Here is a 25825-nt window from a genome sequence, read left to right as displayed (position 1 = left end):
TTCTCCTCGCCGTCGAAACGTGGTCATTATGGGCGCTTAATCGCGCCCTTACCAACTTTTCGTCCACAATCGCACAGTTAGCTGGCGTTAATCCGCCTCTGGGCGCATCGCCGGGAATAGCAGAACGTCGCGAATCGAAGGACTGTCAGTAAACAGCATCACCAGACGGTCGATGCCGATGCCTTCGCCAGCCGTTGGCGGCAGGCCATACTCCAGCGCACGCACGTAATCCGCGTCGTAGTACATGGCCTCAAGGTCGCCGGCGTCTTTTTCCGCTGACTGCTCGCGGAAGCGCTCAGCCTGGTCTTCGGCGTCATTAAGCTCCGAGAAACCGTTGGCGATCTCGCGCCCCCCCACAAAGAACTCAAAGCGATCCGTCACAAACGGGTTGGCATCGTTACGCCGCGCCAAGGGGCTGACCTCGGCCGGATATTCGGTGATAAAGGTCGGCTGGTCGAGCTTGTGTTCGGCCACTTCTTCAAAGATTTCCGTCTGGACCTTACCCAGCCCCCAGCTCTCCTTGACCTTGATGCCCAGTTTTTCGGCTAAGGCACGGGCAGCGTCCAATGTATCCAGGTCCGCATCGATGATGCCATCACCGTGGTCAAGAATTGCCTGGCGCAGCGTCAAGCGGGCAAAGGGCTTGCCGAAGTCGTAACGGGCACCCTGGTAGTCAATGGTGGTGGTACCCAGCACTTCCTGAGCCGCCGTGCGCAGCATGGCTTCGGTCATATCCAGCAGGTCGTGGTAATCCGCATAGGCCCAGTAGAACTCGACCATGGTGAACTCTGGATTATGCCGTGTCGAAAGCCCTTCGTTGCGGAAATTACGGTTGATTTCGAAGACTTTCTCAAAGCCGCCCACCACCAGGCGCTTGAGATAAAGCTCCGGGGCAATACGCAGATACATGTCGATATCCAACGCATTATGGTGGGTGATAAACGGACGCGCCGCCGCACCGCCAGGAATCGGCTGTAGCATCGGCGTTTCGACTTCCATGAAGCCGCGCGCTTCGAAGAAACGGCGCATGGAGCTGATCACCGCCGCGCGGGTCTCGAATACCTTGCGCGATTGCGGGTTCATGATCAGATCGACATAGCGCTGGCGGTAGCGGGCTTCCTGGTCGGTCAGGCCGTGGAATTTATCCGGCAACGGACGCAGGCTTTTGGTGAGCAGCTGCGCTTCTTTCATCATCACGTACAGATCGCCCTTGCCGGACTTGTGCACGGGGCCGTGGCCAGCGACGATGTCACCGATGTCCCAGCTTTTAACGTCTTCCAGCACCTCGGCAGGCAGGCCTTTTTTATCAACGTAGAGCTGGATCTGCCCGGCCACGTCCTGAATAACAATGAAGGGGCCTCGTTGGCGCATTACGCGACCCGCTACTGACGCGTGGTGATCCAGCTGTTCAAGCTCGGCCTTGTCTTTATCGCCAAAGGCGTTTTGCAGCTCAACGGTTAAGCTATCGCGGCGGAAATCGTTCGGGAAAGCGCTCTTGCCCTGCTCAGCCGCCTGCTCACGGCGGGCCGCGAGCTTGGCCCGGCGCTCCGCAATCAGGTGGTTTTCGTTATCGAGAGAAGACGCGTCTTGATTAGCCATCGGGCACCCTATTAATGATCAAACCCTGAAAATTACAAACCCTGCTTGAGACTGGCGACGATAAACTGGTCCAGATCGCCATCGAGCACTTTTTCACAGTTGCTGGACTGGACGTTGGTACGCAAATCCTTGATGCGCTGGTCGTCAAGCACATAGGAGCGAATCTGACTGCCCCAGCCAATGTCGGATTTGGCGTCTTCCGCCTGCTGCTTGGCCTCATTACGCCGCTGCATCTCGTGTTCCCACAGCTTCGCCTTCAACTGTTTCATGGCGAAGTCGCGGTTGGCGTGCTGGCTACGCTGGCTCTGGCATGCCACCACAATGCCGCTGGGCTCGTGGGTGATGCGCACCGCTGAGTCGGTGGTGTTAACGTGCTGACCGCCCGCACCGCTTGAACGGTAGGTATCCACGCGAATATCCGACGGGTTGATATCCACTTCGAAGCTGTCATCAATTTCCGGGGACAGAAACACTGACGCAAAGGAGGTATGGCGGCGACCGCCAGAGTCAAACGGGCTTTTGCGCACCAGGCGATGAACGCCGGTTTCGGTACGCAGCCAGCCGAAGGCGTACTCCCCCTGGATATGCAGCGACGCCGATTTTATGCCGGCCACATCGCCGGCTGAAATCTCGATGATATCCGTCTTGAAACCGTGGCTTTCTGCCCAACGCAGGTACATGCGGAGCAGGATATTCGCCCAATCCTGGGCTTCCGTACCACCCGACCCCGACTGAATATCCAGGTAGGCGTTGTTCTCGTCCATTTCGCCGGAAAACATACGGCGAAACTCGAGCTTTTCAAGGCTGGCCTGCAGGTTATCCAGCTCTTTGCGCACCTCGTCGACGGTGCCTTCGTCATCTTCCATTTCGGCAAGCTCGAGCAGGTCCCGGCTATCGCCCAGCCCCTGCTCAAGGTCGTCAATGGTGGCCACGATCGCCTCGAGGGACGCACGCTCTTTACCGAGCTTCTGCGCGTAGTCCGGGTCGCTCCAGACATTGGGGTCCTCCAGCTCGCGGGTGACCTCTTCTAGCCGATCCTGCTTCTCGGCGTAGTCAAAGATACCCCCTAAGAACCTCTGTCCGTTCAGACAGGTCCTTGATCTGGAGGTGAATCGGGTTAGTTTCCAACATGGAATACCTTGGTATTGGTCAGTAAAAGATCAGGTCAGTGAAAAGGTTCACAAGAAAGAAGCGCATTGTAACGAAACCCAGCGCTTACCGCATCCATCCTCAACATCGACCCTACGCAAAAAACCCGGCCGAGGCCGGGTTGGGGTCGCTGCTATTGACTAACGCATTAGAAGCGGTAGGTCAGCTGAGCACCGAAGCCATGGGCTTCATTTTTGTAGTCGGCGGAGTAAGTGGCGCCACCAACCGGCTGGCCACCTGTCTGCTGGCTAGCTAACAAATCCTGGCGATCTTGTTCAACAAAGGTGCCACGCTCGGACAGGTACGAGTAGGCCACATCGATGGTCAAATCATCGGTTGGGGTCCAGCCTGCACCCAACGAGAAGATACGGCGATCATCGGAAGGAATACGTACGCTTCGATCGTCATCATTGGTCGGCGTCATGTCCAGGGTTACCCCTGCACGCAGCGCCAAGGTGGGCGTCAGTTGGTACTCGCCACCGGTGGCAAACGCCCAGGCGTTGGAGTAATTCTGCTCCTCATTGGTAATCAGGCCGCCCTGATCATCCACGACGCGGATTTCCTCGAACTGGCTCCAGCGCACCCAGGAGGCGCCGAACATCAATTTCAAACGATCAGTCATCTGTTGCGTCAGGGAGAAGTTGACCGTTTCAGGCGTCGTCAGATCCAGGTTGGCGGCGCTTGAGCGAACCACATTACCCGCTGGGGCAGTAGCACTAAAGTCGCCTTCCAGCTCATAGTCCACCTTCGAGCGATAGGTTAAACCTAGAGTCGTTTCAGGCACCGGTTGATAGATCACCCCGAGGTTGTAGCCCCAGGCTTCATCTTCACCGTCAACACGGGAGTCGATATCAGCGTTGGGGTTAAAAGTTGCCTCAGAGGGAAGCTGACGACGAAGCTCCCCCTCCACTTGGTTATAAGTAATCCCGGCACCCACCGACCACTGATCATTAAACCGATAAGAAACCGTTGGTTGAGCACTTATGACAGTGACTTCGGTGTAGTCACCAAAATAACGACCTTGGAAATCATCTTCGTAATCAGTCTTGGAGCCAAAGGGTGCGTAAACACCAAAACCAAAGGCCAGTTTGTCATTGACCGGATGGGCATAAAACGCATAGGGAATGGCGGTGCCAGGCACCATATCGCCCTCGTTACCCCCAGGGATGCTGCCTACTGGAATTTGGTTGCCCGTAGGGGCTCCGCCTTGGGCGACGCCTGCATCCAAGGTGCGATTAGCTTCTACATTAGAAAGCTCACTATCAACGTTTAGATACGTTCCCCCCACTGAAATTTGCGCGCGATCCAGAAACGACATACCGGCAGGGTTGCCGAACACGATGGTCGCATCTTCGACATTGGAGCTGCGTCCCGCGTGGCCGTAGCCCTGGCCGCTGACACTCTGCTCGTTGATTTGATAGCCACCCGCCTGGGCTTGGCTGGCAAAGGCGGCAGTGGCAACGGCGACTGCCAGGGTGAGCTTGTTAAATTTATTGTGCATAGAGGGCCTCTTTTCCCAATGATCCGACGCGATGTTGCTCATCCGTCATACTTTTTTTGTACACGTCAGTTTTGGCCCAAAAGCCCGGTTGGTTCAAGGGCAAACGAGCGTTTTATTTTATTTTTGCCTTATACATTAGTCGCACGTACGTTTTAAATCATTGTTTTAACCGTTTCAGGCTATTTTCTCGCCTGGCCTTGACCTTTGTGTTACCCACAGGTTTTAGACTTATCACTAGTCATCAACACTTTCCACGGGAGCGCACAATGAAGGTCAGCGAGCTGGCAAAACGCGGTGGCGTCACCGCCGAAACGGTGCGTCATTACACACGGGAGCAATTGCTTGCACCCAAGCGACATCCCGATAACGGCTATCAGCTTTACTCCGCGACGGACCTCGAACGGCTGCTGTTTATTCAGCGGGCGCGCAAGCTCGGGTTCAGCGTGGCTGAAATTCGCGACATCCTCGCTCACGCCGACCAGGGTGACTCTCCCTGCCCATTGGTGCGCGACCTGCTGGCCAACCGGCTGCCGCAAATTCGTGCGCAGATCCAGGAGCTTGAAGCGCTTGCCCAGCGCATGGAGCAAGCTCTGGAAAGCTGGCAGCATATGCCTGACGGTACGCCGGACGGCCACAGCCTTTGCCGCTTGATCGAAAGCTTCCCTGAGAAGCAGGAGGTAAAATGAGCCAGCACATTCTGATACGCACAGTGCCCGGCATGAACTGCCAGGGATGCGTGTCGCGCATGCGTGAGGCGATTCAGCAACAGGACAGCGATGCTGACGTGGTAGGCGCACCAGGTGAAAAACGCCTTGAGGTCACCACCACGCTGGACGACACCCGCCTCGACCAGACGCTGCGCCAAGCAGGCTACCCGCCCGGTACGGCCGAGACGCCGGACGAGCAACGAGACCAGACGACTGACGCCATGCCCGCCAAAAGTGCGCCTCAGGGCAGCCAGCATCAAACCCGCCTGGCGATCAGCGGCATGACCTGTGCCAGCTGCGTGAAAAGCGTTCAGAAAGCGCTGGAGCGTACCGAGGGTGTCGACAACGCAAGCGTGAACTTTGGCACGCATACCGCGCAGATTTTTGGCGCTGCCGATCAGCAGTCCCTGATAGCGGCCGTGGAATCGGTGGGTTACGGCGCTGAGCCCATTGTCGATATGCGTGAAGCGGAAAGAACACGCTCAGAACAGGAAGCCCATGACTACAAGCGCCGCTTGAAAGGCAGCGCCTGGTCGCTGGCGCTTGCCGTTCCGCTGATGCTCAGCATGTTCGTCTATCACCCACATCCAATGGGCACCGGGCGGCTGTTCTGGCTGGTGGTCGGGCTGCTGACACTGGCTATACTCGCGTTTCCAGGTCGTCACTTTTTTGTCAACGCCTGGAAAAACCTCAAGCACCATCAAGCCAACATGGACACGCTGGTGGCCATGGGCACCGGTACCGCCTGGCTCTACTCGATGGTGGTCGTGCTGTTTGCCCCGTGGCTACCCGAGGTCGCCCGCGGCATCTATTTTGAAGCCTCTGCCATGGTGATCGGCCTGATTCTGCTGGGCAACGCCATGGAGCTTAAAGCACGCGGGCGAACCAGCGATGCGCTAAAACGGCTGCTCGACCTGCAAAGCCGCACCGCAAGGGTGATCCGGGACGGCGAAGAACGTGAGGTGGACATCGATGCGGTACGCGAAGGCGATCAGATCCGCGTTCGCCCCGGCGAGCGGCTGCCGGTGGATGGCGACGTCGTGGAAGGCGCCAGCCACATCGACGAATCCATGCTCACCGGCGAACCCGAACCGGTGAAAAAGGGCCAGGGAGATGAGGTCAGCGCCGGGACGGTGAATGGCAAAGGAGGCTTGGTGTACCGCGCCACAAGAGTGGGCGCCGACACCCGTTTGGGCCAGATCACCGAACAGGTCGCCAGCGCACAAAACTCGCGCCCGCCGATCGGCGAGCTGGCCGATAAAGTGTCGAGTATTTTCGTCCCCTCGGTGATGATCATCGCCGTGCTTACCGCACTGATATGGTTCAATGTCGGCGCCGAGCCGCGGGTCATTCACATGCTGGTGACGGCCACCACCGTGCTGATTATCGCCTGCCCCTGCGCGTTGGGCCTGGCCACGCCGATTTCTACCATGATTGGCGTGGGCAAGGCTGCTGAACACGGCGTGCTGGTGAGAAACGGCGACGCCCTGCAGACCGCCAGCAAACTGACCACGCTGGTCGTGGACAAGACCGGCACGCTCACCGAAGGCAAGCCCCGTGTCACAGAGGCGGAATTGCTGGGCGAAGAGACGGCCAAAACGCTTGGCTATATCGCTGCCCTGGAACGCGGCTCCGAGCATCCACTGGCAGCGGCATTGATGGCCTATGCCGACGAGCATGACGCTGAAGCTGCCGGGATTCAGGACTTCGACAGCGTCACCGGGGGCGGTGTCAAAGCGCAAACCACCGACGGGAAGTCACTGCTGCTCGGCAACGCACGCCTGATGGAAAATGCCGGGGTCGACCTTTCCGCACGTCAGGAAAACGCCCGCGAACTGGAAGAGAAAGCTCGCACGCTGGTGTATTTTGCTCTGGACGGGCAATTGACGGCGCTCTTCGGCATCAGCGACCCGCTGCGTGACGATGCCGTTGCCGCCGTCAAACGGCTGCAGGATGACGGTTTGAACGTGGTCATGCTGACCGGCGACAACCCCCACACGGCTGCCGCCATTGCCCGCCAGGTCGGCATCGACGATTATCGCGCCGGGTTGCTGCCCGAAGACAAGCACGCCGACATCGAGCGGCGCCAAAAGGCAGGTGAAGTGGTCGGCATGGTCGGCGACGGAATTAACGACGCTCCGGCGCTTGCGCGTGCCCATGTCGGCTTCGCGATTGGCCAGGGCACCGATGTCGCCATCGAAAGCGCCGGCATGACGCTGATGCGAGGCTCGCTGCATGGCGTCGCCGACGCCATCGAAATCAGCCGCGCCACCCTGCGCAACATCAAACAGAACCTGATCGGTGCCTTTGGCTACAACGTGCTGTGTATTCCGATTGCCGCCGGGGTGCTTTACCCGCTGACCGGTACGCTGCTTTCACCGATGATCGCGGGCGCGGCCATGTCGCTGTCGTCCATCACCGTGGTCAGTAACGCCAACCGCCTGCGGCTATGGGAAACCAGCGCCACTCAATCCAAAGGAGACACTGCATGAGCCTAATGATCAACCTTGCCGGGGTCGGCCTGATCGCGCTGATTGTTTGGTGGTTCTGGCTCAGCTAGACGTTTCTAGCTCACCCCAATATAACGCCCTGGCTTGTGGTTCAGGGCGATGATCAAGTTGAGCGTCAGCGCACCCAGCACCGAGTAGGCCACGCGGTCCAGCGGCAGTTGGGTGAGTGCTACCAGCAGGATCACCCCGTCGATACCCAGTTGCACGTAGCCTGCGCGCAGACCGTGTTTCTCCTGGAGGTAAAGCGCCAGGATATTGATGCCGCCAAGGCTGGTGCGGTGGCGAAACAGCATCAGCATGCCGATGCCCATCAGCGCACCGCCCATCAGAGCGGCATACATCGACGGCACGGCAGCAAACTGGACCCAGCCCTGGGTGAGCTCCGAAAACAGCGACACCAGGCCGATAGCCAGGAAGGTGCGTAGCGTAAAGCTCCAGCCCATGCGTTTGATGGCCAGATAATAGAACGGCAGGTTAATGGCAAAAAACCACACCCCGAAACCCCAACCGGTGATGTAATTTAACAGCAGCGCCAACCCAGCAGTGCTGCCCGTCAACAACACCGCATGGGTATAAAACGTCACCCCAAGCGCCACAAAGAAGGTGCCCAACAGCATCGCCATGACATCTTCATAGGGGCGATGCGGGTCCTTGGGAAGGTCTTCAACACGCATGGAAGCGTCCTTATTGAGGCCGTGGGTTATAGAGTGATGAGGTTAGACAGGGCTGGCGTGCTCGACCATCAACTGCAGCGTCTCACGCCCACGCCAGCGGTTACGGTTAAGCTTGTAAGCACAATGGAGCGTATCGCCGACGCTGAATGCGGGCAGCTCCCCGGGGGTCAGCGCACGAAACCAGATGGCCTTGCAGGTCACGGGGCCCATGGAAAGCTCCATCATCAGGTGCGCGCCTTCCGCACCCACCGGGCGCAGCGCTTCGACAATAAAGCGCCCTTCAAACAGTGGCGGGTCGAACTCGCGTCCGTAGGGGCCCAGTGCCTCGATATCGCCAAGCGTTGCCAGTGAGAGCTGCGTCGTGGATAGCTCGCCGTCGGTCCACAGACGCGGATAAAGTTCCTGGCCTGCCAACTGCTCTTCCACCGCCTGTAGAAACGCGGCTTTAAAGGCCTCCAACTGCCCTCGAGGAACACCCACGCCTGCTGCTCCGCTATGGCCACCAAAGCGCGGCAGCGCCTCGGGGGCTAGTTCAAAGGTGCGTTGCAAAGCGTCGCGCAGGTGCAGGCCGTCAATCGAGCGGCCGGAACCAGTGAGCATATCGGGGGCGGCCGCTCGGGTAAGTACCAGCGCCGGACGCCCATAGGCCTGCACCAGCCGCGAGGCGACAATGCCCTGCACGCCTGGGTGACCATCTTCCAGCAACACGACAACCGCCGGCTCGTTCGCCTCCAACGCGGACATGGCCAAGGCACGGGCCTCTTCCGCCATGTCGGCCTCAATGGCCTTGCGCGACTGGTTATCCTGGTCAAGCACCTCAAGCTGGCGATTGGCCACGCCTTCAGTTTCCGCGAGCATGAAGTGCAGCGCCGCGTAAGGATCGTCCAGCCGCGAGCGGGCATTGATGCGCGGCCCCATCTGGAAGGCAAGTGTTTCGGCATTGAACGGTACACTATCGGCACCCAAGCGTGTGGCCATGGCCCGCCAGCAGGCGGCCTCCATGCGGTTGATCAACGTCAGGCCATGGCTGACCACCGCCCGGTTGGCGGGGCTTCCGCCCAGCGACACGCAATCCGCTACCGTGCCCAGCGCTACGTAAGAGAGCCAGGGCGACAGCTTAGGGGTGGAGGCTGACAAGGCACCCCACTCGATCAGCACACCGCGCGCAAGCGACATCGTCAGCCACGCCACCATGCAACCGGCGATGGTTTTATCCGGGTAGTCGCAGTCATCACGGGTAGGATTGACGCAGGCGTAGGCCGAGGGGGGCGGGCCTTCCAGCGGTAACGCATGATGGTCGCTGACCACCACGTCGATACCCGCGGCTTTCAGACGGGCAATACGCGGCTCGTCCGAGCTGCCGCAGTCGGCGGTGATCACCAGGGTCGGCAGCGGCTCGAGCGCCAGAGTGCGCTCCACCAGGGGGAGGCTGATCCCGTAACCGTCGTGAATACGGTGGCCAATCAGGCTATGCAGCTTATGTTCCGGCACGCCAAATAACTCGACCAACGTACGACGGATCACCACGTGGGAGGTGATGCCGTCCACATCGTAGTCGGTGAGGATCCCGATCGGTTCGCCTTCGGCAACCGCCTGAGCAATGCGCTCGGCGGCTCGGCGACCATCAGCAAGTTTCTCAGGGTGCGCCAGATAGCGCAGACTGGGCGATACCAGCGGGGCCAGCTCGCCTTGATAGCCCGGCAGCCGTGACGCTAGCAGGCGCGCCTGCAGCTCATTCAGGCCTTCCGCCTGAGCACGTGCGTAAACGGCCTCGTCCAGCGGACGAGGCTCAAGGCGGGGACGGCTGGCAAGCTGCAGCCGCTCACCACGCTGTGCGAGAGGCGACGCGTCGATCACATCGGCCATAAGCGCTAGCGCCGGTTGTCAGCGACGAACTGCTGAACCACGCTAAGTTCGGCGGGCAACACGGTATAGCGCTCTTCACGCTCCAGCAGGTCATCCATGTGGGTAGGTAGCGGTACTCCCTGAAACCCCGCTTTCACCACCGCTTCGGCAAACTTGGCCGGATGCGCCGTGGCCAGGGTAATCACCGGTGTGGTCTTGTCGGCGCGGGCCCGCTCGGCCGCCCGGTAGCCAGTGGCCGTATGCGGGTCGAGAAGCTCGCCGGTGCGGTGATGCGCTTCGCGGATGACTTCCAGGATTGTCGCGTCGTCGACGCTGTGGCTTGCGAACTTTTCACGCAGCTTGGCCAGCGGTGCATCGGCCAGCGCCGTGGGCTCCTGCTGAAAACGTTCCAGTAGCGCCGCCACCGCAGCACCATCCTGGTCGTAGGCATCAAACAGCAGACGCTCGAAGTTCGACGACACCACGATATCCATTGACGGGGCGAGGGTTGCGGCCAGTTCTTTCTTGGAGAAATCATTGGCGGCAAGTGTGCGGTGCAGGATGTCGTTGGCGTTGGTGGCGATGATGAACTGCTTCACCGGCAGGCCCATCTTGTAGGCCATATACCCGGCAAAGACATTTCCAAAGTTGGCCGAGGGGACGCAGAAACTCACTTCGCGCTTGGGTGCCCCCAATGCCACGCCCGCGGCAACGTAATAGACGATCTGGGCCATGATGCGCGCCCAATTGATCGAATTCACCGCCACCAGTCGTGTGCCGTTCAGGAAGTCCTGATTGGCGAAGCTGGCCTTGACCATTGCCTGGGCGTCATCAAAGTTGCCTTCGATGGCAATGTTGAACACGTTATTGGCCAGCACCGATGTCATCTGACGACGCTGCACTTCCGAGACCCGGTTGTGAGGGTGCAGGATAAAGATATCCAGGTTGTCACAGTGACGGCAGCCCTCAATGGCCGCCGATCCGGTATCACCGGAGGTGGCGCCCATGATCACGGCGCGTTCACCGCGCTTCTGCAGGAAGTGGTCGAGCAGGCGGCCCAGAAGCTGCAGGGCGACGTCCTTGAACGCCAGAGTCGGGCCATGGAACTGTTCGAGCAGGAAGTGACTGGCATCCAGCTGCTTGAGCGGCAGCACTGCATCGTGATTGAACGTCGCGTAGGCATCCGTCACGATCTGGCGGAAGGTGTCATCGTCGATCTCACCGTTGACGAACGGCTTCATGACACGAAACGCGATCTCCGCGTAAGACAAGCCAGCCATCGCTTCCAGGTCGTCCTGTGAGAACGACGGCAGCGTTTCCGGCACGTAAAGCCCGCCGTCGCTGGCCATGCCGGTCAACACCACCTCTTCAAAGGAGAGCGCGGGCGCTTGCCCGCGCGTGCTGATATAGCGCATGTAATGGGTTACTCCCCTTCGTCCAGGCTTTCCACGCGGATACGAGTGACAGGGCCCGCAATATCCGCCATGGCTTCGATTTCACGGATCGCTTCGTTCATCTGCTTCTCTTTGGTGCGATGGGTCAGCAGGATGATGGGCACCAGTTCGCCTTCGGTCGCCTCTTTCTGGATCAGCGCCTCGATGGACATGCCCTGCTCGGCAAGGATGGTCGCCACGCGCGCAAGGACACCGGGACGGTCGACGGCCAGCAGGCGCAGGTAATACGCCGTGGTAATGTCTTCCATCGGCATGATGGGCAGTTGGCTGACGTCTTCGTCAATACCGCTGAACGCCAGGTAAGGCACGCGATAGTGGTGGTCGGTGGCAATATCCCGCGCCACGTCGAGTATGTCCGCCACCACGGCCGAGGCGGTCGGCTCAGCCCCGGCGCCAGCGCCGTAGTAAAGGGTTGGCCCCACGGCGTCGCCCATCACCGCAATGGCATTCTTGACGCCGTGCACATTGGCGAGCAGGCGCTCTTTGGGGATCAGCGTGGGGTGTACCCGCAGCTCAAGCCCATGATCGGTGCGCTTGGAGATGCCAAGATGCTTGATGACGTAGCCAAGGTTATCAGCCTGTTCGACGTCTTCGGCGGTAATCCGCGAAATCCCTTCGGTAAACGCTTTCTCGAACTGAAGCGGCACGCCATAGGCGATCGAGGCCAGAATGGTCAACTTGTGCGCCGCGTCGATGCCTTCAACGTCAAAGGTCGGGTCGGATTCGGCGTAGCCCAGCGCCTGGGCTTCGGCAAGCACGTCTTCAAAGGCGCGGCCTTCATCGCGCATATGGGTCAGGATATAGTTGCCGGTACCGTTGATGATGCCCGCTACCCACTCGATGCGGTTGGCACCCAGGCCTTCGCGCAACGATTTGATCACCGGGATCCCCCCCGCGACGGCGGCTTCGAATGCCACGATCACACCTTTTTCGTGGGCCGCCTTGAAGATTTCGTTGCCGTGGACGGCGATCAGCGCCTTGTTGGCAGTGACCACGTGCTTGCCGTTTTCAATCGCGGTAAGTACCAGTTCGCGGGCAACGTCGTAACCGCCAATCAGCTCAACCAGAACATCCACGTTGGGGTTGGTGGCCACTTCAAAAACATCCGTGGTGGCATTGATACCGGTAATGTCGCAATCGGGGTGAATACTGCGATGGCCCACCTGCTCGATCACGATCGGACGCCCTGCACGGCGTGCAATATCGTCAGCGTTGCGCGTCAGCACATTAAAGGTACCACCACCGACGGTACCCAGCCCACAAATGCCTACTCTTACCGGTTTCAAAATACTTCCCCTTTCATGTTGTGCACTCAGAGGTGCAGTGTCTCAGCGTGATAATAGTTGATCAATTGGCTCATTAGCTGTTGATTCTAAGCGTCATCCAGTTCCAGCATTTCCATCATGCGGTCCGGCGGCACAAACCCTGGCACCATCTGTCCATCAGGCAGGATAATGGCGGGTGTCCCCTGGACGCCTAACGTGCGGCCCAGCTCGTACTGCTCGGCGACCGGGTTGTCGCAGCTGGCCGAACTGGAAAGCGTTTCGCCTTGCTTGGCACGCGACATGGCTTCGCTGGGGTTATCCGAACACCAGACCTGCTTCAGCGTTCTCCCCGCGTTGGCGTTAACGCCACTACGCGGAAAGGCCAGATAGTGTACCGCAATACCTCGCTCGTTGAGCTCAGGCACGGTTTCATGCAGCTTTACGCAATAAGGACAGGTTGGGTCGGTAAACACAACGATCGTCGCCTTGGGAGGCTCTTCACCACGAAACACTACCCGGTCACTTTCCGGTATCGCCGCAATGGCGTCCGCACGTTCCTGGTTGCGCGCCTGCTCGGTCAGGTTCACCAGCCCGCTGTCGGCATTCTCGTAGAGGTCGCCGACCAGAAAATGACTGCCGTCAGCATTCGAATAAAAGGATTCGCCGTTTTCCAGCCGGACATGATAAATCCCTTCCATCGGCGTTTCACGCACCTCGTCGACCGGCATTGCCTGTCCGTTGACACTCAAGGTGTCGCGGAGCGCATCGGTCGCGCTATTCGCCTGCGCTGTCATGGGTAACAACGCTCCCACCATCAGCCAGCCTATCAGCCTACGCGGCTTGCCTTGTGACGTCGTGAGTTCTGTACTTCGGCGCATCATGCAATTCAACCTCTTGGGTGATGTTCAGCATGCAGGCTTTCCAGGCGGGCCTGGGCCACATGCGTATAAATTTGCGTGGTGGATAGATCGCTATGACCTAGCAACAGCTGTACGACCCGTAAATTCGCCCCATGATTCAATAAATGGGTCGCAAACGCATGGCGAAGCGTATGTGGCGACAGGGGGCGCGTTATACCCGCCGTGATGGCGTGCACCTTGATGCGATGCCAGAAGGTCTGCCGCGTCATCGTTTTATCGCCACGGCCTGGAAACAGAGCCGGGCGCGTAGGATCCTGCATCAACATGGGGCGCGTCGCTTTCATGTACTGAGCCAGCCAGTCGGCGGCCTCCTCTCCCATCGGTATCAGGCGGTCCTTGTCGCCTTTGCCACGCACCCGGACCACCCCCTGGCGCAAATTGACCGCGTCACTGGTCAACCCCACCAGTTCCGAGACACGCAGTCCGCAGGCGTAGAGCAATTCCAGCATCGTGCGGTCACGAACGCCCAGTGGGGTATCCAGTTCCGGTGCCTGAAGCAAGCGCTCCACTTCGTCTTCTTCCAGCGTATTGGGCAGGCCGGGCTGTACACGCGGCAGGCGCACCTCAGCCAGCGGATCACTTGAAACGTGGCCATGGACGCGCGCCCAACGGTAAAAGCTGCGCAGACTCGACAGCACTCGGGCATTGCTGCGTACCTGATAGCCCGCTTCACGACGGCTGGCAAACCACGCATCCAGGCGTTCAGGCGAAGGTGACAATAATGATTCGCCATGTTCCTCCAGGTGCTGCTGCCAGGCGTTCAGGTCGCGCCGATAAGCCGCTAGCGTATGCTCACTGGCCCCGCGCTCCAGCCACAGGGCATCCAAAAAAGCATCAATGACACGCATACGCAAGCCGCCCGTAAGGATTCACATCGAATAGATAAACAAAACCCCGCCCCGCAGAGCGGTGACGGGGTTTTGGTACCCAGGCGCAAGCGCCTGCGGAAACGACTCGCCTTAGGCCAGCTTTTCCTTGATACGTGCCGATTTACCGCTGCGCTCGCGCAGGTAGTAAAGCTTGGCTTGACGCACATCACCGCGGCGCTTGACTTCAAGAGAGTCAACCAGCGGGCTGTAGGTCTGGAAGGTACGCTCAACGCCAACGCCGTGAGAAATCTTGCGCACGGTGAACGCGGAGTTCAGGCCACGGTTACGCTTACCGATAACCACACCTTCAAACGCCTGCAGACGCTCACGGTTGCCTTCTTTGACTTTCACCTGAACGACGATGGTGTCGCCCGGTGCAAAGTTCGGCACCTCTTTGGACATTTGCTCGTTTTCGAGCGCCTGGATCACCTTGTTTTTACTGCTCATCATCATGCTCCTAAATAACGTGGTGGCGAAACCGCTCAGTCATGGAAGGCGGTCGCCGTGATCCCGGCGCTCAATAACAAGCGACGCGGGAGTCGTTATGGGTGACACAGGTGCGTTGGCTACTCGCCATTACCGCCCTGCACCGCCGCTCATGCCAGCTCAGTCAAGACTTCCTAGTCAGTCTTGGCTGACGAACCGGAAAGAGCGTATTCCTCGATAAACTCGTTCAACAGCTTGCGCTGTTCGGCATCCAGCGGTCGCCCTTCCAACAAATCAGGTCGACGCTGCCAAGTGCGACCCAGGGACTGCTTCAACCGCCAGCGCTTGATCGCGGCGTGATTACCGCTCAGCAGCACATCCGGCACCTGTCGCCCGTCGATCACCTCGGGACGGGTGTAGTGCGGACAGTCTAGCAAACCGTCATTAAACGAGTCTTCGATGGCGGAATCCTGATGCCCCAACACACCGGGAATCAGCCTTGCCGCCGCGTCAATCAACACCATGGCCGGCAGCTCACCGCCGCTTAGCACATAGTCGCCAATTGACCATTCTTCATCGATGTCACTTTCCACCACCCGCTCGTCAATGCCCTCATAGCGCCCTGCGACAACAACCAACGGGCCTTTAGACGCCAGCGACGTCACGCCCTGCTGATCCAGCTTGCGACCCTGGGGTGATAGATAAATCACCGTGGGCGTCTGGCCGGTCGCATCATGCGCCTGCTGCCGGGCGTCATGAATGGCTGCGCGTAAGGTGTCGACTTTCATCAACATCCCGGGGCCCCCGCCATAGGGTCGATCATCAACGCTACGATGGCGGTCAGTGGCGTAATCACGCGGATTCCAGAACGCGAGCTCTATATGCCGTTTTTCGATCGCTCTACCGACCACGCCTTGCTGGGTGAGCGCATCGAACATCTCCGGAAACAGCGATACCACACCTATCCACATCGCGGGGTGTGAAACCTCGTTTCCAGCGCCCGACTGTTGTTCACTGTTCAAAACTCAGGATCCCAATCAACGACCATCCGGCCGTCTTCAAGACTGACTTCAACAATGACGTCGCCCGGCAAAAACGGCAGCAGGCGCTCACGCTTGTCGATCGCCTCGACATCGCCACGAACGACCATGACATCGTTGGCACCGGTTTCGAACAGGTAACTGACCTGCCCTAACCGTTCGCCGGCTTGAGTGAAAACCGCCAGGCCTTCAAGCTCATGCCAATAATACTCATCGTCGGAAAGCTCAGGAAGGTCCGCTTTGGGCATCAATATGTCCGCCTGGGCCAATGCATCGGCCGCATCGCGGTCATCAATCCCTTTAAGCTGAACCACAAGGCCTTTACCTTGCCGACGGCCCTGAACAATGGACATGTGCGTGAGGCTGTCGCCTTGGCGCACCCACCATCCGGGGTAGTCCAGAATGCTGTCCATGGGGCTGGTATAGGAATATACCTTCAGCCAGCCTTTCACTCCGTGGGAGCTTGTCAGCTTGCCGAGCACCACATGCGTGTCGTCAGTATGGCTTGTTTCAAAACGCGTCATTGACGACCTCAACGTACAACAGCACTTGCCACATCGCGAACAGGTTTAGGCCTGTTTACGCGCTTCTTTTACCAACTCAGCAACACGACCTGAAAGCTGGGCACCCTGGCTCTGCCAGTGTACGACACGGTCCAGGTCAACGCGCAGGCGTTCTTCCTGTCCACGTGCAACAGGGTTGAAGAAACCGATACGCTCAATGAAACGGCCATCACGGGCGTTACGTGAGTCAGTAACAGTCAGGTGGTAAAAGGGACGCTTCTTGGCGCCACCACGTGCCAAACGAATGGTAACCATACGATAACTATCCTTCGGTTGAGGTTACGAGAGTGCGCCTTCGCGGCGTTCGCTACCGGAAACACTCTTCATACTATAAAAGCCTTCAGCGTAGAGTATCGTCACTGCATGACCAACACCCACACAAGAAGACGCCGCATTCTACGCAAATGCGCTCGGCTTGGAAAGCCTGATAGCCAGAAAACTATCAGCCCGTCAAGCATACCACCTGGCGGCAACGGCTAGCGGCGAGGGAATCCACCCGGACCACCCATGCCGCCAGGGCCACCCATGCCACCGGGACCGCCTGGGCCGCCACCGCCGCCCATCATGCCGGACATGCCACGCATCATTTTTTCCATGCCGCCTTTTTTGCCGGCTTTCTTCATCATCTTCTGCATCTGCTTGTGCTGCTTGAGCAGACGGTTCAAGTCCGGCACCTGAAGTCCCGCACCCGCTGCAATACGGCGCTTGCGTGAGCCGTTGATGATTTCAGGCTTGTGGCGCTCTTTGGGGGTCATGGAGTTGATCAACGCCTCCAGCTTGCCGAGCTCTTTTTCGGGACCAGGCCCTTGGGCCATATCCGCCATCTGCCCCATACCCGGCAATTTGCCGAGCAAACCACCCATGCCCCCCATTTTCTTGAGTTGCTGCAGTTGCTCGCGAAAGTCTTCCAAGTCGAAGCCGTCGCCTTTCTTGACCTTTTTGGCCAATTGGTCGGCTTTGGATTTATCAACCGTGCGCTCGGCTTCCTCGATCAGCGAGAGCATGTCCCCCATGCCCAGAATCCGCGAGGCGACCCGGTCAGGGTGGAAGGGTTCCAAGGCGTCGACTTTTTCACCCACGCCCATGAACTTGATCGGCTTGCCGGTGACATGGCGCACAGAGAGCGCAGCACCGCCCCGCGCGTCACCGTCGGCTTTGGTCAGCACCACCCCGGTGAGCGGCAGAGCGTCATGGAACGCTTTTGCGGTATTGACCGCATCCTGGCCGGTCATGGCATCGACGACAAACAGGGTTTCATCCGGCGTGACGGCTTTATGCAACGCCTGAATTTCCGACATCATGGCTTCATCGATAGCCAGACGGCCTGCGGTATCGATCAATACGACGTCGTGAAACTGGATTTTGGCGTGCTTGATGGCCGCTTCGGCAATCGCCACTGGCGCCTGATCCGAGCGGGAGGGAAAGAAGTCGACTTCCACCTCTTTGGCCAGGGTTTCCAATTGATCAATCGCCGCGGGGCGGTAGACATCGGCCGAAACCACCAGGACCTTTTTCTTTTCACGTTCCCGCAGGTAACGCGCAAGTTTCGCTACCGAGGTGGTTTTACCCGCGCCCTGCAAACCCGCCATCAGCACTACGGACGGGGAGCTCTTTAATGTCAGTCCCTCGTTCGCTTCGCCCATGGTGGCTTCCAGCTCTTGCTGGACAATCTTGACGAACTGCTGACCGGGCGAAAGACTTTTGGATACCTCTTGCCCCACGGCTCGTTCGCGCACCCGCTCGACGAAGTCCTTGACCACGGGCAGCGCCACGTCTGCCTCAAGCAGCGCACGACGAACTTCTCGCAGGGTATCTTTAATATTGTCTTCGGTCAGGCGTGCCTGACCTTTGATCGATTTTAACGTCTGGGAAAGACGCTCACTAAGAGTCGAAAACATGGGGCCTCTCTGCCTCCGTCGCTGTCGCCGGGCTTGACCGGCCCTAGGCTAATGGAAGGGATTATACGCGCTCGCAGCGTGAGTCTCCATGGGCGCAAGATATAGATGGCTGTGCGTCACTGTAAGGATTCGTTATAGTAGTGACTTATCAATTCGATTTGTTTCATTACGACGCGCTGCAAGGCGCACGGATAGCATCATGCAGGCGCTCCCTTTCGCCACCATCGCCTTTATTCTCTATATAGCCGCTGCCATCTGGCAGGGTATGGCGCTGTTCCGGCGCGTGCCCCCTCGCCAGGTCATCGTGCGACTTTTAGCCGCGTTAGGCCTGTTGCTACATATCCCGGTGGTGGTTCAGCTAGTCGGGCAAACGCCAGGTTTGCTGCCAGGCTTCACCACCAGCGCCACCCTGCTGATGGCGGTCGCCGTGAACGTGGTCCTGATAGCAAGCCTGTTCAAACCCGTGCTCAACGCCGGTATTGCGCTCTTCCCGCTAGCCGGCATCGCACTAATGGCCGCCACCTGGCTACCCAGTCAAAGCGGCCACAGTGGGCTGACGCCGGGTATTTTGATGCACGCCATCAGCTCCGCGCTGGCCTTTGCGGTGCTGGCGATTGCCGCCGCACAAGCGGTGCTGGTAGGCTTGCAGAATCAGGCGTTGCGCCACCATCACATCCGCGGCATTGTCCAGTCACTCCCTCCGCTTACCACAATGGAGCGGGTGCTCTTCGAGCTAGTGTGGGTCGGCATTATATTGCTGACGCTATCAATTATCAGCGGCTTGCTGTTTCTGGATAACTTCTTTGCCCAGCACCTTGCCCACAAGACGGTACTATCGCTTCTGGCCTGGGTGATTTTCACCGCGCTCTTGATTGGCCGTTACCGGTTTGGTTGGCGCGGTATGCGTGCGGTGCGCTGGACGCTCGGCGGCTGCGCGATCCTGGTATTAGCCTATTTTGGCAGCAAGTTCGTGCTGGAAGTGGTACTTAACCGCTAACCTTGCAAGCACTGTGTGTATTGACACCTCTGTTGCAACCTCTTACAAATCGAGCTGAACACGGCATAAAGGAAATTCTGACTTGAGTGATGACTTCCCGCTGGGATTACTCTTTGGCTTGCTGGCCCTTCTCATTGCCCTCTCCGCTTTTTTCTCAAGCTCTGAAACCGGCATGATGTCGATCAACCGCTATCGGCTCAGCCACAACGCCAATAGCGGCGACCGTCGCGCCAAGCGCGTCATGCGTCTGCTGGCGCGCCCCGACCGGCTGATTGGCGTTATCCTGATCGGCAATAACTTCGTCAATAACCTTGCCGCCTCCATTGCCACGATTATTGCCATCCACTTTTTCGGCGATGTGTCAGGCCCCGCCATTTCTACTGCCCTGCTGACCATCACCATTCTGATTTTTTCCGAGGTGACGCCCAAGACCTATGCGGCCATCAAGCCCGAGCGCATTGCCTATCCAAGCTCGTACGCGCTTGAACCGCTACTCAAACTTCTCTACCCACTGGTATGGCTGGTTAACGCTGTTTCCAACGGACTGCTGCGCCTGATCGGCGTCAAGAGCGTCGAAAACGGTGGCGACAACCTCACGCGGGATGAATTGCGCACCGTGGTTCACGAAGCCGGCACGCTGATTCCCTATCGACACCGCGCCATGCTGCTATCGATTCTCGATCTGGAAAACGTCACCGTCAATGACATCATGGTGCCCCGCCATGAAGTGCTGGGCATTGATCTGGACGACTCGCTCGACGACATCCTGGCGCAGATCCGCACCAGCCAGCACACGCGGCTGCCGGTTTACAAAGGCGATATCAATAACATTATCGGCATGCTGCACTTACGCAATGCGGCACGCTTTTTATCGCGCAGCGAAGTCACCAAGGCAGCGATTGTGCAGGAAGCCCGCGAGCCCTACTTCATTCCGGAATCCACGCCGCTCCACACCCAGTTGCTCAACTTCCAGAAACAAAAGCGCCGTATCGGCATCGTGGTCGACGAGTACGGCGATGTTGAAGGACTTGTCACCCTTGAGGACATCCTTGAAGAGATTGTCGGTGAATTCACCACCGACGTCTCGGAAGACGATGAGATACATCAACAGGATGACGGCAGCCATGTCATTGAAGGCACCGCGACCATACGAGACATCAACAAGATGCTTGGCTGGCAGTTACCCACCGACGGGCCCAAAACCCTCAACGGGTTAATTCTCGAGCACTTGGAAGGATTTCCTGAAGGACCTGCCTGCCTGCAGGTCGGGGCAACACGGATGGAAATTCTGGCGATTCGAGACAACCTGATCACCTCAGCCCGCTGCTGGAAGGCGACGCGAAGCGGGCTCGGTCAATAGAACTGACTGGCACCATGTCACTGGCGTGGCACGATATCCTGGTCCGCCTCGACTTTCAGCTGCCTCACCTGCTGCTCAAGGTAGCGGCGTAGCGCCAGCTCCCCTGTATTGCTCGGATCAACAGGGTCGCCAAAGTGGAGGCTCACCGGCGCCCGAAAACGCCTGGGCCATTTCTTTAACGCCTTACCGTCGTAGTGAGATGTCCACGACCCCCAGAGTCCCGCAAGCGCGGCGGGCACCACCGGCACACAATCTCGCATTACAATCGCCTCAAGCCCGCGACGAAAGGGGTGAATGTCGCCGTCGGGCGTTAGTCGCCCTTCGGGAAACACCATCACCACTTCCCCCTGGCGCAATGCCTGGCTGACTTCCTCCAGTGCGCGACGCAACGCGCCTGGACTGCGACGCTCGGACTCGATGGGAATGGCGCCGACCAGTTGAAACCACCATCTAAGCCAGGGGGAGTCAAAGATTGGCTGATCCATGACAAAACGCAACGGGCGGGGGCTGCCGCCGCCCAGCACCAACGCATCCATAAAGCTGACGTGGTTACACACCACCAGCGCTGGCCCCTGCTTGGGAATATGGCAACGCCCCCGAACATGCAGGCGATAGCAAAGCCGCATGGCCAGAAAGATACCGCCGCGCAGCAAGTGGCGCACTGGCTTAACCAATCCCATTACTCGGATTGCTCTCGGTTGCGCAGCCCGGCAAGAACGGTACTCAACAGCTGATCAAGCAGTTCATCCACCTTGAGCTGATGCCCCTGCCAATAACCGAGGCGTTCATTCAACCCCAGTTGAACCAGCCCGTGCACACTGCCCCATAAGGTGCGTCCCAGGCGTCGCGCCTCGGCATCATCCAGCAGGGGCTGATACTGTTTGAGCGATGTTTCAACCTGGGTAAACAACGCCTCGATCAACTGGCTCTGACGCTGGTCCAACTCCCCTTCCTGCGCCAACGGATGGTCAAACAACAGTTGCCATCGGTAACAATCCTTTTCGGCAAATCGCCAATAGGCATTGGCCAGCGCACGCAGCCAGGGTTCGGGCTCATCCGACGAAAGGCTGGTAATAGTGGACTGCAAACGCGCCAGGGTTTCGACGTTGACGTACTGCAACAGAACATTAAAGCTGCCATACAGCTTGAGCAATGTACTGGGGGCGCAGCCGACCTCTCTGGCCAGGGCACGCAGCGATAAACCATGAATGGACTGTTGAGCCAACCATTCATCGCAAGCGTGCATAACCTGCGCGTGTAGTGCATCGGGCGCGTGCTGTCTGGGGCGAGCCATGGCGATCTCTTAAGGTGAACGGCAAACAGGAAGAATGCCTTATCGCGCTTTAGCGTGAACAAGGGATGCTATAGGATACCCCACATCGAACACTGTTTTCGACTCCAAACCTCGACATTTCATGCTTAATACCCTCTAAACGGGTACTGACAACGCGTTAGCGTAAAAGGAGACCTGCATGGCCGGGCGCTTACACGTGCAGCAACTGCCTCTTGCCCGCCTACTCCCAAGCCTGAAGATGGCCGAACCCTTGATTGAATCACCCAATGTGGCACCGCGACAGCCGGTATCGGCTATCCGCAAGGTTGAGGGCCAACTCTGTTTACAGTCGTTATTCTGGGGGCTGACACCGCCGTGGTTAAAAGTCCTGGATAATGCGCCCCACTGCGCTCGAGCGGAAACCCTGAACCAACGAGGAATGTTTCAGGAAGCCTATCGCTCGCGCCGCTGCCTGGTACCGGTTAGCGGCTTTTACATCTGGAAACGACTACCCCGTGCCAAGCAACCCTACCTGGTCACGCAGGTCAATCGCGGACCGCTATTATTAGCTGGACTGTGGTGTCGTTACCACACCACACTCACTACCTACAACGACTCCACCGCTCTGGTAACCGTCCCCGCAAACGCTTGTTTGTCGCACCTGACTGACCGGCTGCCTGCGGTGATCGACCCGCGGGACGCGGACGAATGGTTAAACCCCGACACGGCCCACACTCGCCTTGACCGTTTATTGACGCCCGCACCACTGGAACTGTTGGGCGCTTTTCCGGTATCAAAACAGATTAACTTTCCTACCTACCAGTCGCCGGCCTGCGCTCACCCCATCGGGCCGATGATACGCTGGACCACGTCATAGGAGCTTACATGCGTCAACTTATTGGTTTAAAACGCTTTGCACGTTGGAATATGGCGTTGCCTGGAGGCGCTCTGCTGGGCATGGCCATGGGCAGCCTTTGGTTTGCGCCCACGGCACTGGCTGCCGACGAAGAGGACATCAAGGACGTCATCACACCTCACGTCAGCCCGTATGACGAGCGCGACTACCGCGTGCTCGAACTGGAAAACGGATTGAATGTGCTACTCGTCAGCGATGACGAGGCAGATAAAGCGGCGGCGTCGATGAACGTACGGGTCGGCAGCGCCCAGGACCCTGATGACTTACAGGGACTCGCCCACTTCCTCGAGCACATGCTGTTTTTGGGCACCGAAGCTTACCCAGAGGCTGACGCCTATCAGCGCTACCTATCGCGCAACGCAGGCTCGCACAACGCCTTTACCGCCTCTCAGGATACCAATTACTTTTTCAGCATTGAGCCTTCAGCCTTCGAGGGCGCACTGGACAGATTCAGCGCTTTTTTTGTTTCACCGCTGTTTAATGCCGACAAGCTTGAAAGTGAACGTAATGTGGTGCATTCAGAGTACGTTTCACGCCGTCGGGATGAAGGAAGGCGCGAAAACGCGGTACTCAACCAGTTGCTGAACCCGGAGAACCCAACCACCCAGTTTGCCGTGGGTAACCGCGAGACGCTGGCCAATCCCCCGGAAGGTGAAGCCACCCTTCGCGAACGGGTGATGGCGTTTTATCAGCGCCACTACGACGCCAATGTGATGAACCTGGCCGTCGTGGCACCTCAGTCGCTGGATACCCTGGAAGACTGGGTGGTCGAGCGCTTTGCCGAGATTCCCGACAACGATCGGGAAGCCCCCAGCATCGACACCCCCCTCGTGGATCGCGACACGTTACCCCGTTATGTAGCACGTCATTCAATTGAAGATCGCCATCAACTACGTTTTTACTTTCCCATTGCCGACCCCACCGATGCTTATCGCCAGAAACCCACTCAACTGATTTCCCACCTGTTGGGCGATGAAAGCGATGGAAGCCTGTTCGCTGTCCTCAAGGACAGCGGACTTGCCGACGCGTTGTCGACAGGGATCAGTCGCGCCGATGGTCAGCATGCGCTTTTCACTGTCTCCATCAGCCTTACCGAGGACGGCGCGCAGCGCCTGGACGATATTGAAGCCACATTGTTTGCCGCTATCGAGCGTATTCGCCAGGGCGGTCTTGAAGAGTGGCGCTACACCGAGCAAGCCGACCTCAACGAACAGGCCTTCCGCTTTCAACAGCAGGGCGAACCCCAGCAGGAAGCGATACGGCTCTCGATGAATCTGTCTCGCTACCCGGTGGAGGACGTCCAGTATGCCGCGTACCGGATGGATGAGTTCGATGCCGAGCAACATCGGCGCTACCTGGATGCGCTGACCCAGGACAACATGCTGCGTATTTACTCAGCTCCCGACATCGAGAGCGACAAGGTGACGCCCTGGTTCGACACCGCCTGGCGGGAACAGACGCCCAGTGAAAGTGGCCAAGCCTTGAGCGGGCTGACATTACCGGCACCCAACCCTTTTATCGCCAACGACCTTAGCCTACTGGAAGGCCAGGACGAACGCCCCACCACGCTGATCGACGCGCCCTCGTTTACTGCCTGGCATATGCAGGACGCCCAGTTCAACACCCCCAAGGTGGAGTGGCGGCTAAGCTTGCAACACCCCAGTACCAGCTATTCCGCCGAGGAAGCAGTGCTCACCCGGCTGCTGGCCAACTGGCTGAACGACAGCCTCAACGAAGCGCTTTATCCTGCCTGGCTGGCAGGCCAGTCGTTCAGCGCCTATGCCCATTCACGGGGTATGACGCTGTCGTTTTCCGGCTGGCGGGACGGTCAGACCCCACTGATCGAGCAAGCACTCGACCAACTCAGCAACGCCGACATCCGTCAGCGTGACTTCGAGCGGGTGCTCAACCGTTTACAGCGTGAATGGCGCAACGCCCCCCAAGCCTCCCTGTACGCCCAAGCCAGCGGCACCCTGGGCGAAGCCCTGCTAACCCCCCAATGGTCGACCCAAGCGCTGCTTGAGGCCAGCCAGCGTCTGGCGCATGGTCACCTGATCGACTTCCGCCAACGTTTCCTTGACGGCCTCTACGTGGATGCCATGGCGGTCGGCAACCTGGGGCCTGAACGTGCCAGAGAGCAGGCAAACCTGATGCGCGGCAAGCTCACTCCCCGGCTGACGCGCGACGATATACGCAATCTCACGCCGCTCGCCGTCAACGGCGACGATACGGTCCTGCACCCCAATAGCCAGCGTGAAGAATCCATCGTACTGCGCTATCTGCAAGGGCGTGATCAAACACTGCGCGAGCAAGCCGCGACCCAGGTTCTCGCTCAGTGGCTGGAAACGCCTTTCTACCAGCAACTACGCACTGAGGAGCAGCTTGGTTACATCGTCAATGCGGGTTACTCACCGCTGCTGGACGCCCCCGGTATTGCCATGGTTGTGCAGTCACCCGACGCCGATAGCGACACAATCGCCAGGCGTATGGATGCGTTTCTGGAGGAGGCCGGCGAGCGACTTGAGCAGCTGGACGACGATGAACTGGATGCTTACCGCCAAGCAGTGAACAGCCGCTTGAGCCAACGCGACACGCGTCTGGCGCAGATGACCAACCGCTACTGGCAGGCAACCGCGCGGGAGGAGGTGCGTTTCGACCGTCGTGAGCAGCTCGCCGAGCTGGCCATGGAAGTGACGCTAGACGACCTGCAAGCTCTGTGGCCAGCGCTGCGTGAACACCAACTGGACGTGCGCTTCAACCCAGGCGACGAACCCAGCAATGTAGCGGAGATCCGCCAGCAGCTCACGCCGCTACCAGAACAGGCGAGCAAGTAACTGACAGACCAGTGGTCTTAGCCAT

Annotated in this window: 22 protein-coding genes; 6 read left to right on the top strand and 16 right to left on the bottom strand. The window is 58.7% G+C overall.

Annotated features, from left to right (window positions below):
- Window positions 1-87: 87 nt before the first annotated feature.
- The 3 genes from lysS to IT895_RS02335 all read right to left on the bottom strand — a co-directional run bounded on the left by lysS (window position 88) and on the right by IT895_RS02335 (window position 4249).
- A complete protein-coding gene (gene lysS, locus IT895_RS02345; protein ID WP_199284583.1) occupies window positions 88-1599 on the bottom strand; it encodes a lysine--tRNA ligase in 1512 nt (503 codons plus the stop codon).
- A 32-nt stretch (window positions 1600-1631) separates the two neighbouring features.
- Window positions 1632-2730 (bottom strand): peptide chain release factor 2 gene (prfB, locus tag IT895_RS02340; protein ID WP_139839357.1). Its coding sequence is split into 2 segments (ribosomal slippage): window positions 1632-2654 and window positions 2656-2730, totalling 1098 coding nucleotides; the frame shifts between segments, so codons are not numbered across the junction.
- A gap of 166 nt (window positions 2731-2896) precedes the next feature.
- Complete coding sequence (locus IT895_RS02335) at window positions 2897-4249, bottom strand: OmpP1/FadL family transporter (protein WP_199284582.1); 1353 nt, start codon at window positions 4247-4249, stop codon at window positions 2897-2899.
- A gap of 266 nt (window positions 4250-4515) precedes the next feature.
- On the opposite strand from IT895_RS02335, the gene IT895_RS02330 reads away from it, so the two are divergent.
- Together IT895_RS02330 and IT895_RS02325 are read left to right on the top strand one after the other, a co-directional pair.
- Window positions 4516-4935, top strand: coding sequence for a MerR family transcriptional regulator (locus IT895_RS02330; RefSeq protein ID WP_085918305.1), 420 nt, complete (start codon window positions 4516-4518; stop codon window positions 4933-4935).
- Window positions 4932-7448, top strand: a complete 2517-nt coding sequence (locus IT895_RS02325) for a heavy metal translocating P-type ATPase (RefSeq protein WP_199284581.1) — start codon at window positions 4932-4934, stop codon at window positions 7446-7448. The genes IT895_RS02330 and IT895_RS02325 overlap by 4 nt, the downstream gene beginning before the upstream one ends.
- Before the next feature lie 74 nt (window positions 7449-7522).
- On the opposite strand, the gene IT895_RS02320 is transcribed toward IT895_RS02325, so the two are convergent.
- From IT895_RS02320 to ffh, 11 genes are all read right to left on the bottom strand, one after another.
- A complete protein-coding gene (locus IT895_RS02320) occupies window positions 7523-8140 on the bottom strand; it encodes a YitT family protein (protein WP_199284580.1) in 618 nt (205 codons plus the stop codon).
- Between the two features lie 42 nt (window positions 8141-8182).
- The gene (locus IT895_RS02315; protein WP_233337332.1) at window positions 8183-10006 is read right to left on the bottom strand and encodes a single-stranded-DNA-specific exonuclease RecJ; all 1824 of its coding nucleotides are present in this window, start codon (window positions 10004-10006) and stop codon (window positions 8183-8185) included.
- 5 nt (window positions 10007-10011) lie between these two features.
- Window positions 10012-11400 (bottom strand): threonine synthase, encoded by a 1389-nt coding sequence (thrC, locus tag IT895_RS02310; protein ID WP_085918302.1) that lies wholly within the window; start codon window positions 11398-11400, stop codon window positions 10012-10014.
- A gap of 8 nt (window positions 11401-11408) precedes the next feature.
- Window positions 11409-12725 (bottom strand): homoserine dehydrogenase, encoded by a 1317-nt coding sequence (locus IT895_RS02305; RefSeq protein ID WP_085918301.1) that lies wholly within the window; start codon window positions 12723-12725, stop codon window positions 11409-11411.
- Between the two features lie 86 nt (window positions 12726-12811).
- On the bottom strand, window positions 12812-13585 hold the full coding sequence (locus IT895_RS02300) for a DsbC family protein (RefSeq protein ID WP_233337331.1): 774 nt from the start codon (window positions 13583-13585) through the stop codon (window positions 12812-12814).
- Between the two features lie 5 nt (window positions 13586-13590).
- Entirely contained in the window at window positions 13591-14472 is an 882-nt protein-coding gene (xerD, locus tag IT895_RS02295) for a site-specific tyrosine recombinase XerD (RefSeq protein WP_199284579.1), read from the bottom strand.
- A 111-nt stretch (window positions 14473-14583) separates the two neighbouring features.
- Window positions 14584-14940 (bottom strand): 50S ribosomal protein L19, encoded by a 357-nt coding sequence (gene rplS / locus IT895_RS02290; protein ID WP_085918299.1) that lies wholly within the window; start codon window positions 14938-14940, stop codon window positions 14584-14586.
- Window positions 14941-15113: 173 nt separating this feature from the next.
- Window positions 15114-15890 carry a tRNA (guanosine(37)-N1)-methyltransferase TrmD gene (gene trmD, locus IT895_RS02285; RefSeq protein ID WP_066319345.1) on the bottom strand — a complete coding sequence of 259 codons (777 nt, stop codon included), beginning with the start codon at window positions 15888-15890 and terminating at the stop codon, window positions 15114-15116.
- A gap of 47 nt (window positions 15891-15937) precedes the next feature.
- Window positions 15938-16483 (bottom strand): ribosome maturation factor RimM, encoded by a 546-nt coding sequence (gene rimM, locus IT895_RS02280; protein WP_199284578.1) that lies wholly within the window; start codon window positions 16481-16483, stop codon window positions 15938-15940.
- A gap of 45 nt (window positions 16484-16528) precedes the next feature.
- Window positions 16529-16777, bottom strand: coding sequence for a 30S ribosomal protein S16 (rpsP, locus tag IT895_RS02275; RefSeq protein WP_007111767.1), 249 nt, complete (start codon window positions 16775-16777; stop codon window positions 16529-16531).
- A gap of 221 nt (window positions 16778-16998) precedes the next feature.
- Complete coding sequence (gene ffh, locus IT895_RS02270) at window positions 16999-18420, bottom strand: signal recognition particle protein (protein ID WP_199284577.1); 1422 nt, start codon at window positions 18418-18420, stop codon at window positions 16999-17001.
- Window positions 18421-18619: 199 nt separating this feature from the next.
- Between ffh and IT895_RS02265 the strand changes: the two genes are divergently transcribed.
- Together IT895_RS02265 and IT895_RS02260 are read left to right on the top strand one after the other, a co-directional pair.
- A complete protein-coding gene (locus IT895_RS02265) occupies window positions 18620-19417 on the top strand; it encodes a cytochrome C assembly family protein (RefSeq protein WP_085918296.1) in 798 nt (265 codons plus the stop codon).
- An 82-nt stretch (window positions 19418-19499) separates the two neighbouring features.
- The gene (locus IT895_RS02260; protein ID WP_085918295.1) at window positions 19500-20777 is read left to right on the top strand and encodes an HlyC/CorC family transporter; all 1278 of its coding nucleotides are present in this window, start codon (window positions 19500-19502) and stop codon (window positions 20775-20777) included.
- Between the two features lie 17 nt (window positions 20778-20794).
- Here the strand turns inward: IT895_RS02260 and IT895_RS02255 are convergent, their stop codons facing one another.
- Complete coding sequence (locus tag IT895_RS02255; protein ID WP_199284576.1) at window positions 20795-21457, bottom strand: 1-acyl-sn-glycerol-3-phosphate acyltransferase; 663 nt, start codon at window positions 21455-21457, stop codon at window positions 20795-20797.
- The gene (locus tag IT895_RS02250; protein WP_085918293.1) at window positions 21457-22071 is read right to left on the bottom strand and encodes a TetR/AcrR family transcriptional regulator; all 615 of its coding nucleotides are present in this window, start codon (window positions 22069-22071) and stop codon (window positions 21457-21459) included. Before IT895_RS02250 ends, IT895_RS02255 begins: the two co-directional genes overlap by 1 nt.
- 178 nt (window positions 22072-22249) lie before the next feature.
- Between IT895_RS02250 and IT895_RS02245 the strand changes: the two genes are divergently transcribed.
- Window positions 22250-22927, top strand: a complete 678-nt coding sequence (locus tag IT895_RS02245) for an SOS response-associated peptidase (protein WP_085918292.1) — start codon at window positions 22250-22252, stop codon at window positions 22925-22927.
- An 80-nt stretch (window positions 22928-23007) separates the two neighbouring features.
- Complete coding sequence (locus tag IT895_RS02240) at window positions 23008-25800, top strand: insulinase family protein (protein ID WP_442786532.1); 2793 nt, start codon at window positions 23008-23010, stop codon at window positions 25798-25800.
- The last annotated feature ends 25 nt before the right edge of the window (window positions 25801-25825 follow it).

The organism is Halomonas sp. A40-4 (genome assembly GCF_015767635.1).
GTDB classification, from domain to species: domain Bacteria; phylum Pseudomonadota; class Gammaproteobacteria; order Pseudomonadales; family Halomonadaceae; genus Vreelandella; species Vreelandella janggokensis.
This window is presented reverse-complemented; position numbering and strand designations above follow the sequence as displayed.

Coding starts and splice junctions, on each gene's coding strand:
- lysS (WP_199284583.1), bottom strand. CDS start 1,599: ATGGCTAATCAAGACGCGTCTTCTCTCGATAACGAAAACCACCTGATT.
- IT895_RS02335 (WP_199284582.1), bottom strand. CDS start 4,249: ATGCACAATAAATTTAACAAGCTCACCCTGGCAGTCGCCGTTGCCACT.
- IT895_RS02330 (WP_085918305.1), top strand. CDS start 4,516: ATGAAGGTCAGCGAGCTGGCAAAACGCGGTGGCGTCACCGCCGAAACG.
- IT895_RS02325 (WP_199284581.1), top strand. CDS start 4,932: ATGAGCCAGCACATTCTGATACGCACAGTGCCCGGCATGAACTGCCAG.
- IT895_RS02320 (WP_199284580.1), bottom strand. CDS start 8,140: ATGCGTGTTGAAGACCTTCCCAAGGACCCGCATCGCCCCTATGAAGAT.
- IT895_RS02315 (WP_233337332.1), bottom strand. CDS start 10,006: ATGGCCGATGTGATCGACGCGTCGCCTCTCGCACAGCGTGGTGAGCGG.
- thrC (WP_085918302.1), bottom strand. CDS start 11,400: ATGCGCTATATCAGCACGCGCGGGCAAGCGCCCGCGCTCTCCTTTGAA.
- IT895_RS02300 (WP_233337331.1), bottom strand. CDS start 13,585: ATGATGCGCCGAAGTACAGAACTCACGACGTCACAAGGCAAGCCGCGT.
- xerD (WP_199284579.1), bottom strand. CDS start 14,472: ATGCGTGTCATTGATGCTTTTTTGGATGCCCTGTGGCTGGAGCGCGGG.
- rplS (WP_085918299.1), bottom strand. CDS start 14,940: ATGAGCAGTAAAAACAAGGTGATCCAGGCGCTCGAAAACGAGCAAATG.
- trmD (WP_066319345.1), bottom strand. CDS start 15,890: ATGTGGATAGGTGTGGTATCGCTGTTTCCGGAGATGTTCGATGCGCTC.
- rimM (WP_199284578.1), bottom strand. CDS start 16,483: ATGACGCGTTTTGAAACAAGCCATACTGACGACACGCATGTGGTGCTC.
- rpsP (WP_007111767.1), bottom strand. CDS start 16,777: ATGGTTACCATTCGTTTGGCACGTGGTGGCGCCAAGAAGCGTCCCTTT.
- ffh (WP_199284577.1), bottom strand. CDS start 18,420: ATGTTTTCGACTCTTAGTGAGCGTCTTTCCCAGACGTTAAAATCGATC.
- IT895_RS02265 (WP_085918296.1), top strand. CDS start 18,620: ATGCAGGCGCTCCCTTTCGCCACCATCGCCTTTATTCTCTATATAGCC.
- IT895_RS02255 (WP_199284576.1), bottom strand. CDS start 21,457: ATGGGATTGGTTAAGCCAGTGCGCCACTTGCTGCGCGGCGGTATCTTT.
- IT895_RS02250 (WP_085918293.1), bottom strand. CDS start 22,071: ATGGCTCGCCCCAGACAGCACGCGCCCGATGCACTACACGCGCAGGTT.
- IT895_RS02245 (WP_085918292.1), top strand. CDS start 22,250: ATGGCCGGGCGCTTACACGTGCAGCAACTGCCTCTTGCCCGCCTACTC.
- IT895_RS02240 (WP_442786532.1), top strand. CDS start 23,008: ATGGCCATGGGCAGCCTTTGGTTTGCGCCCACGGCACTGGCTGCCGAC.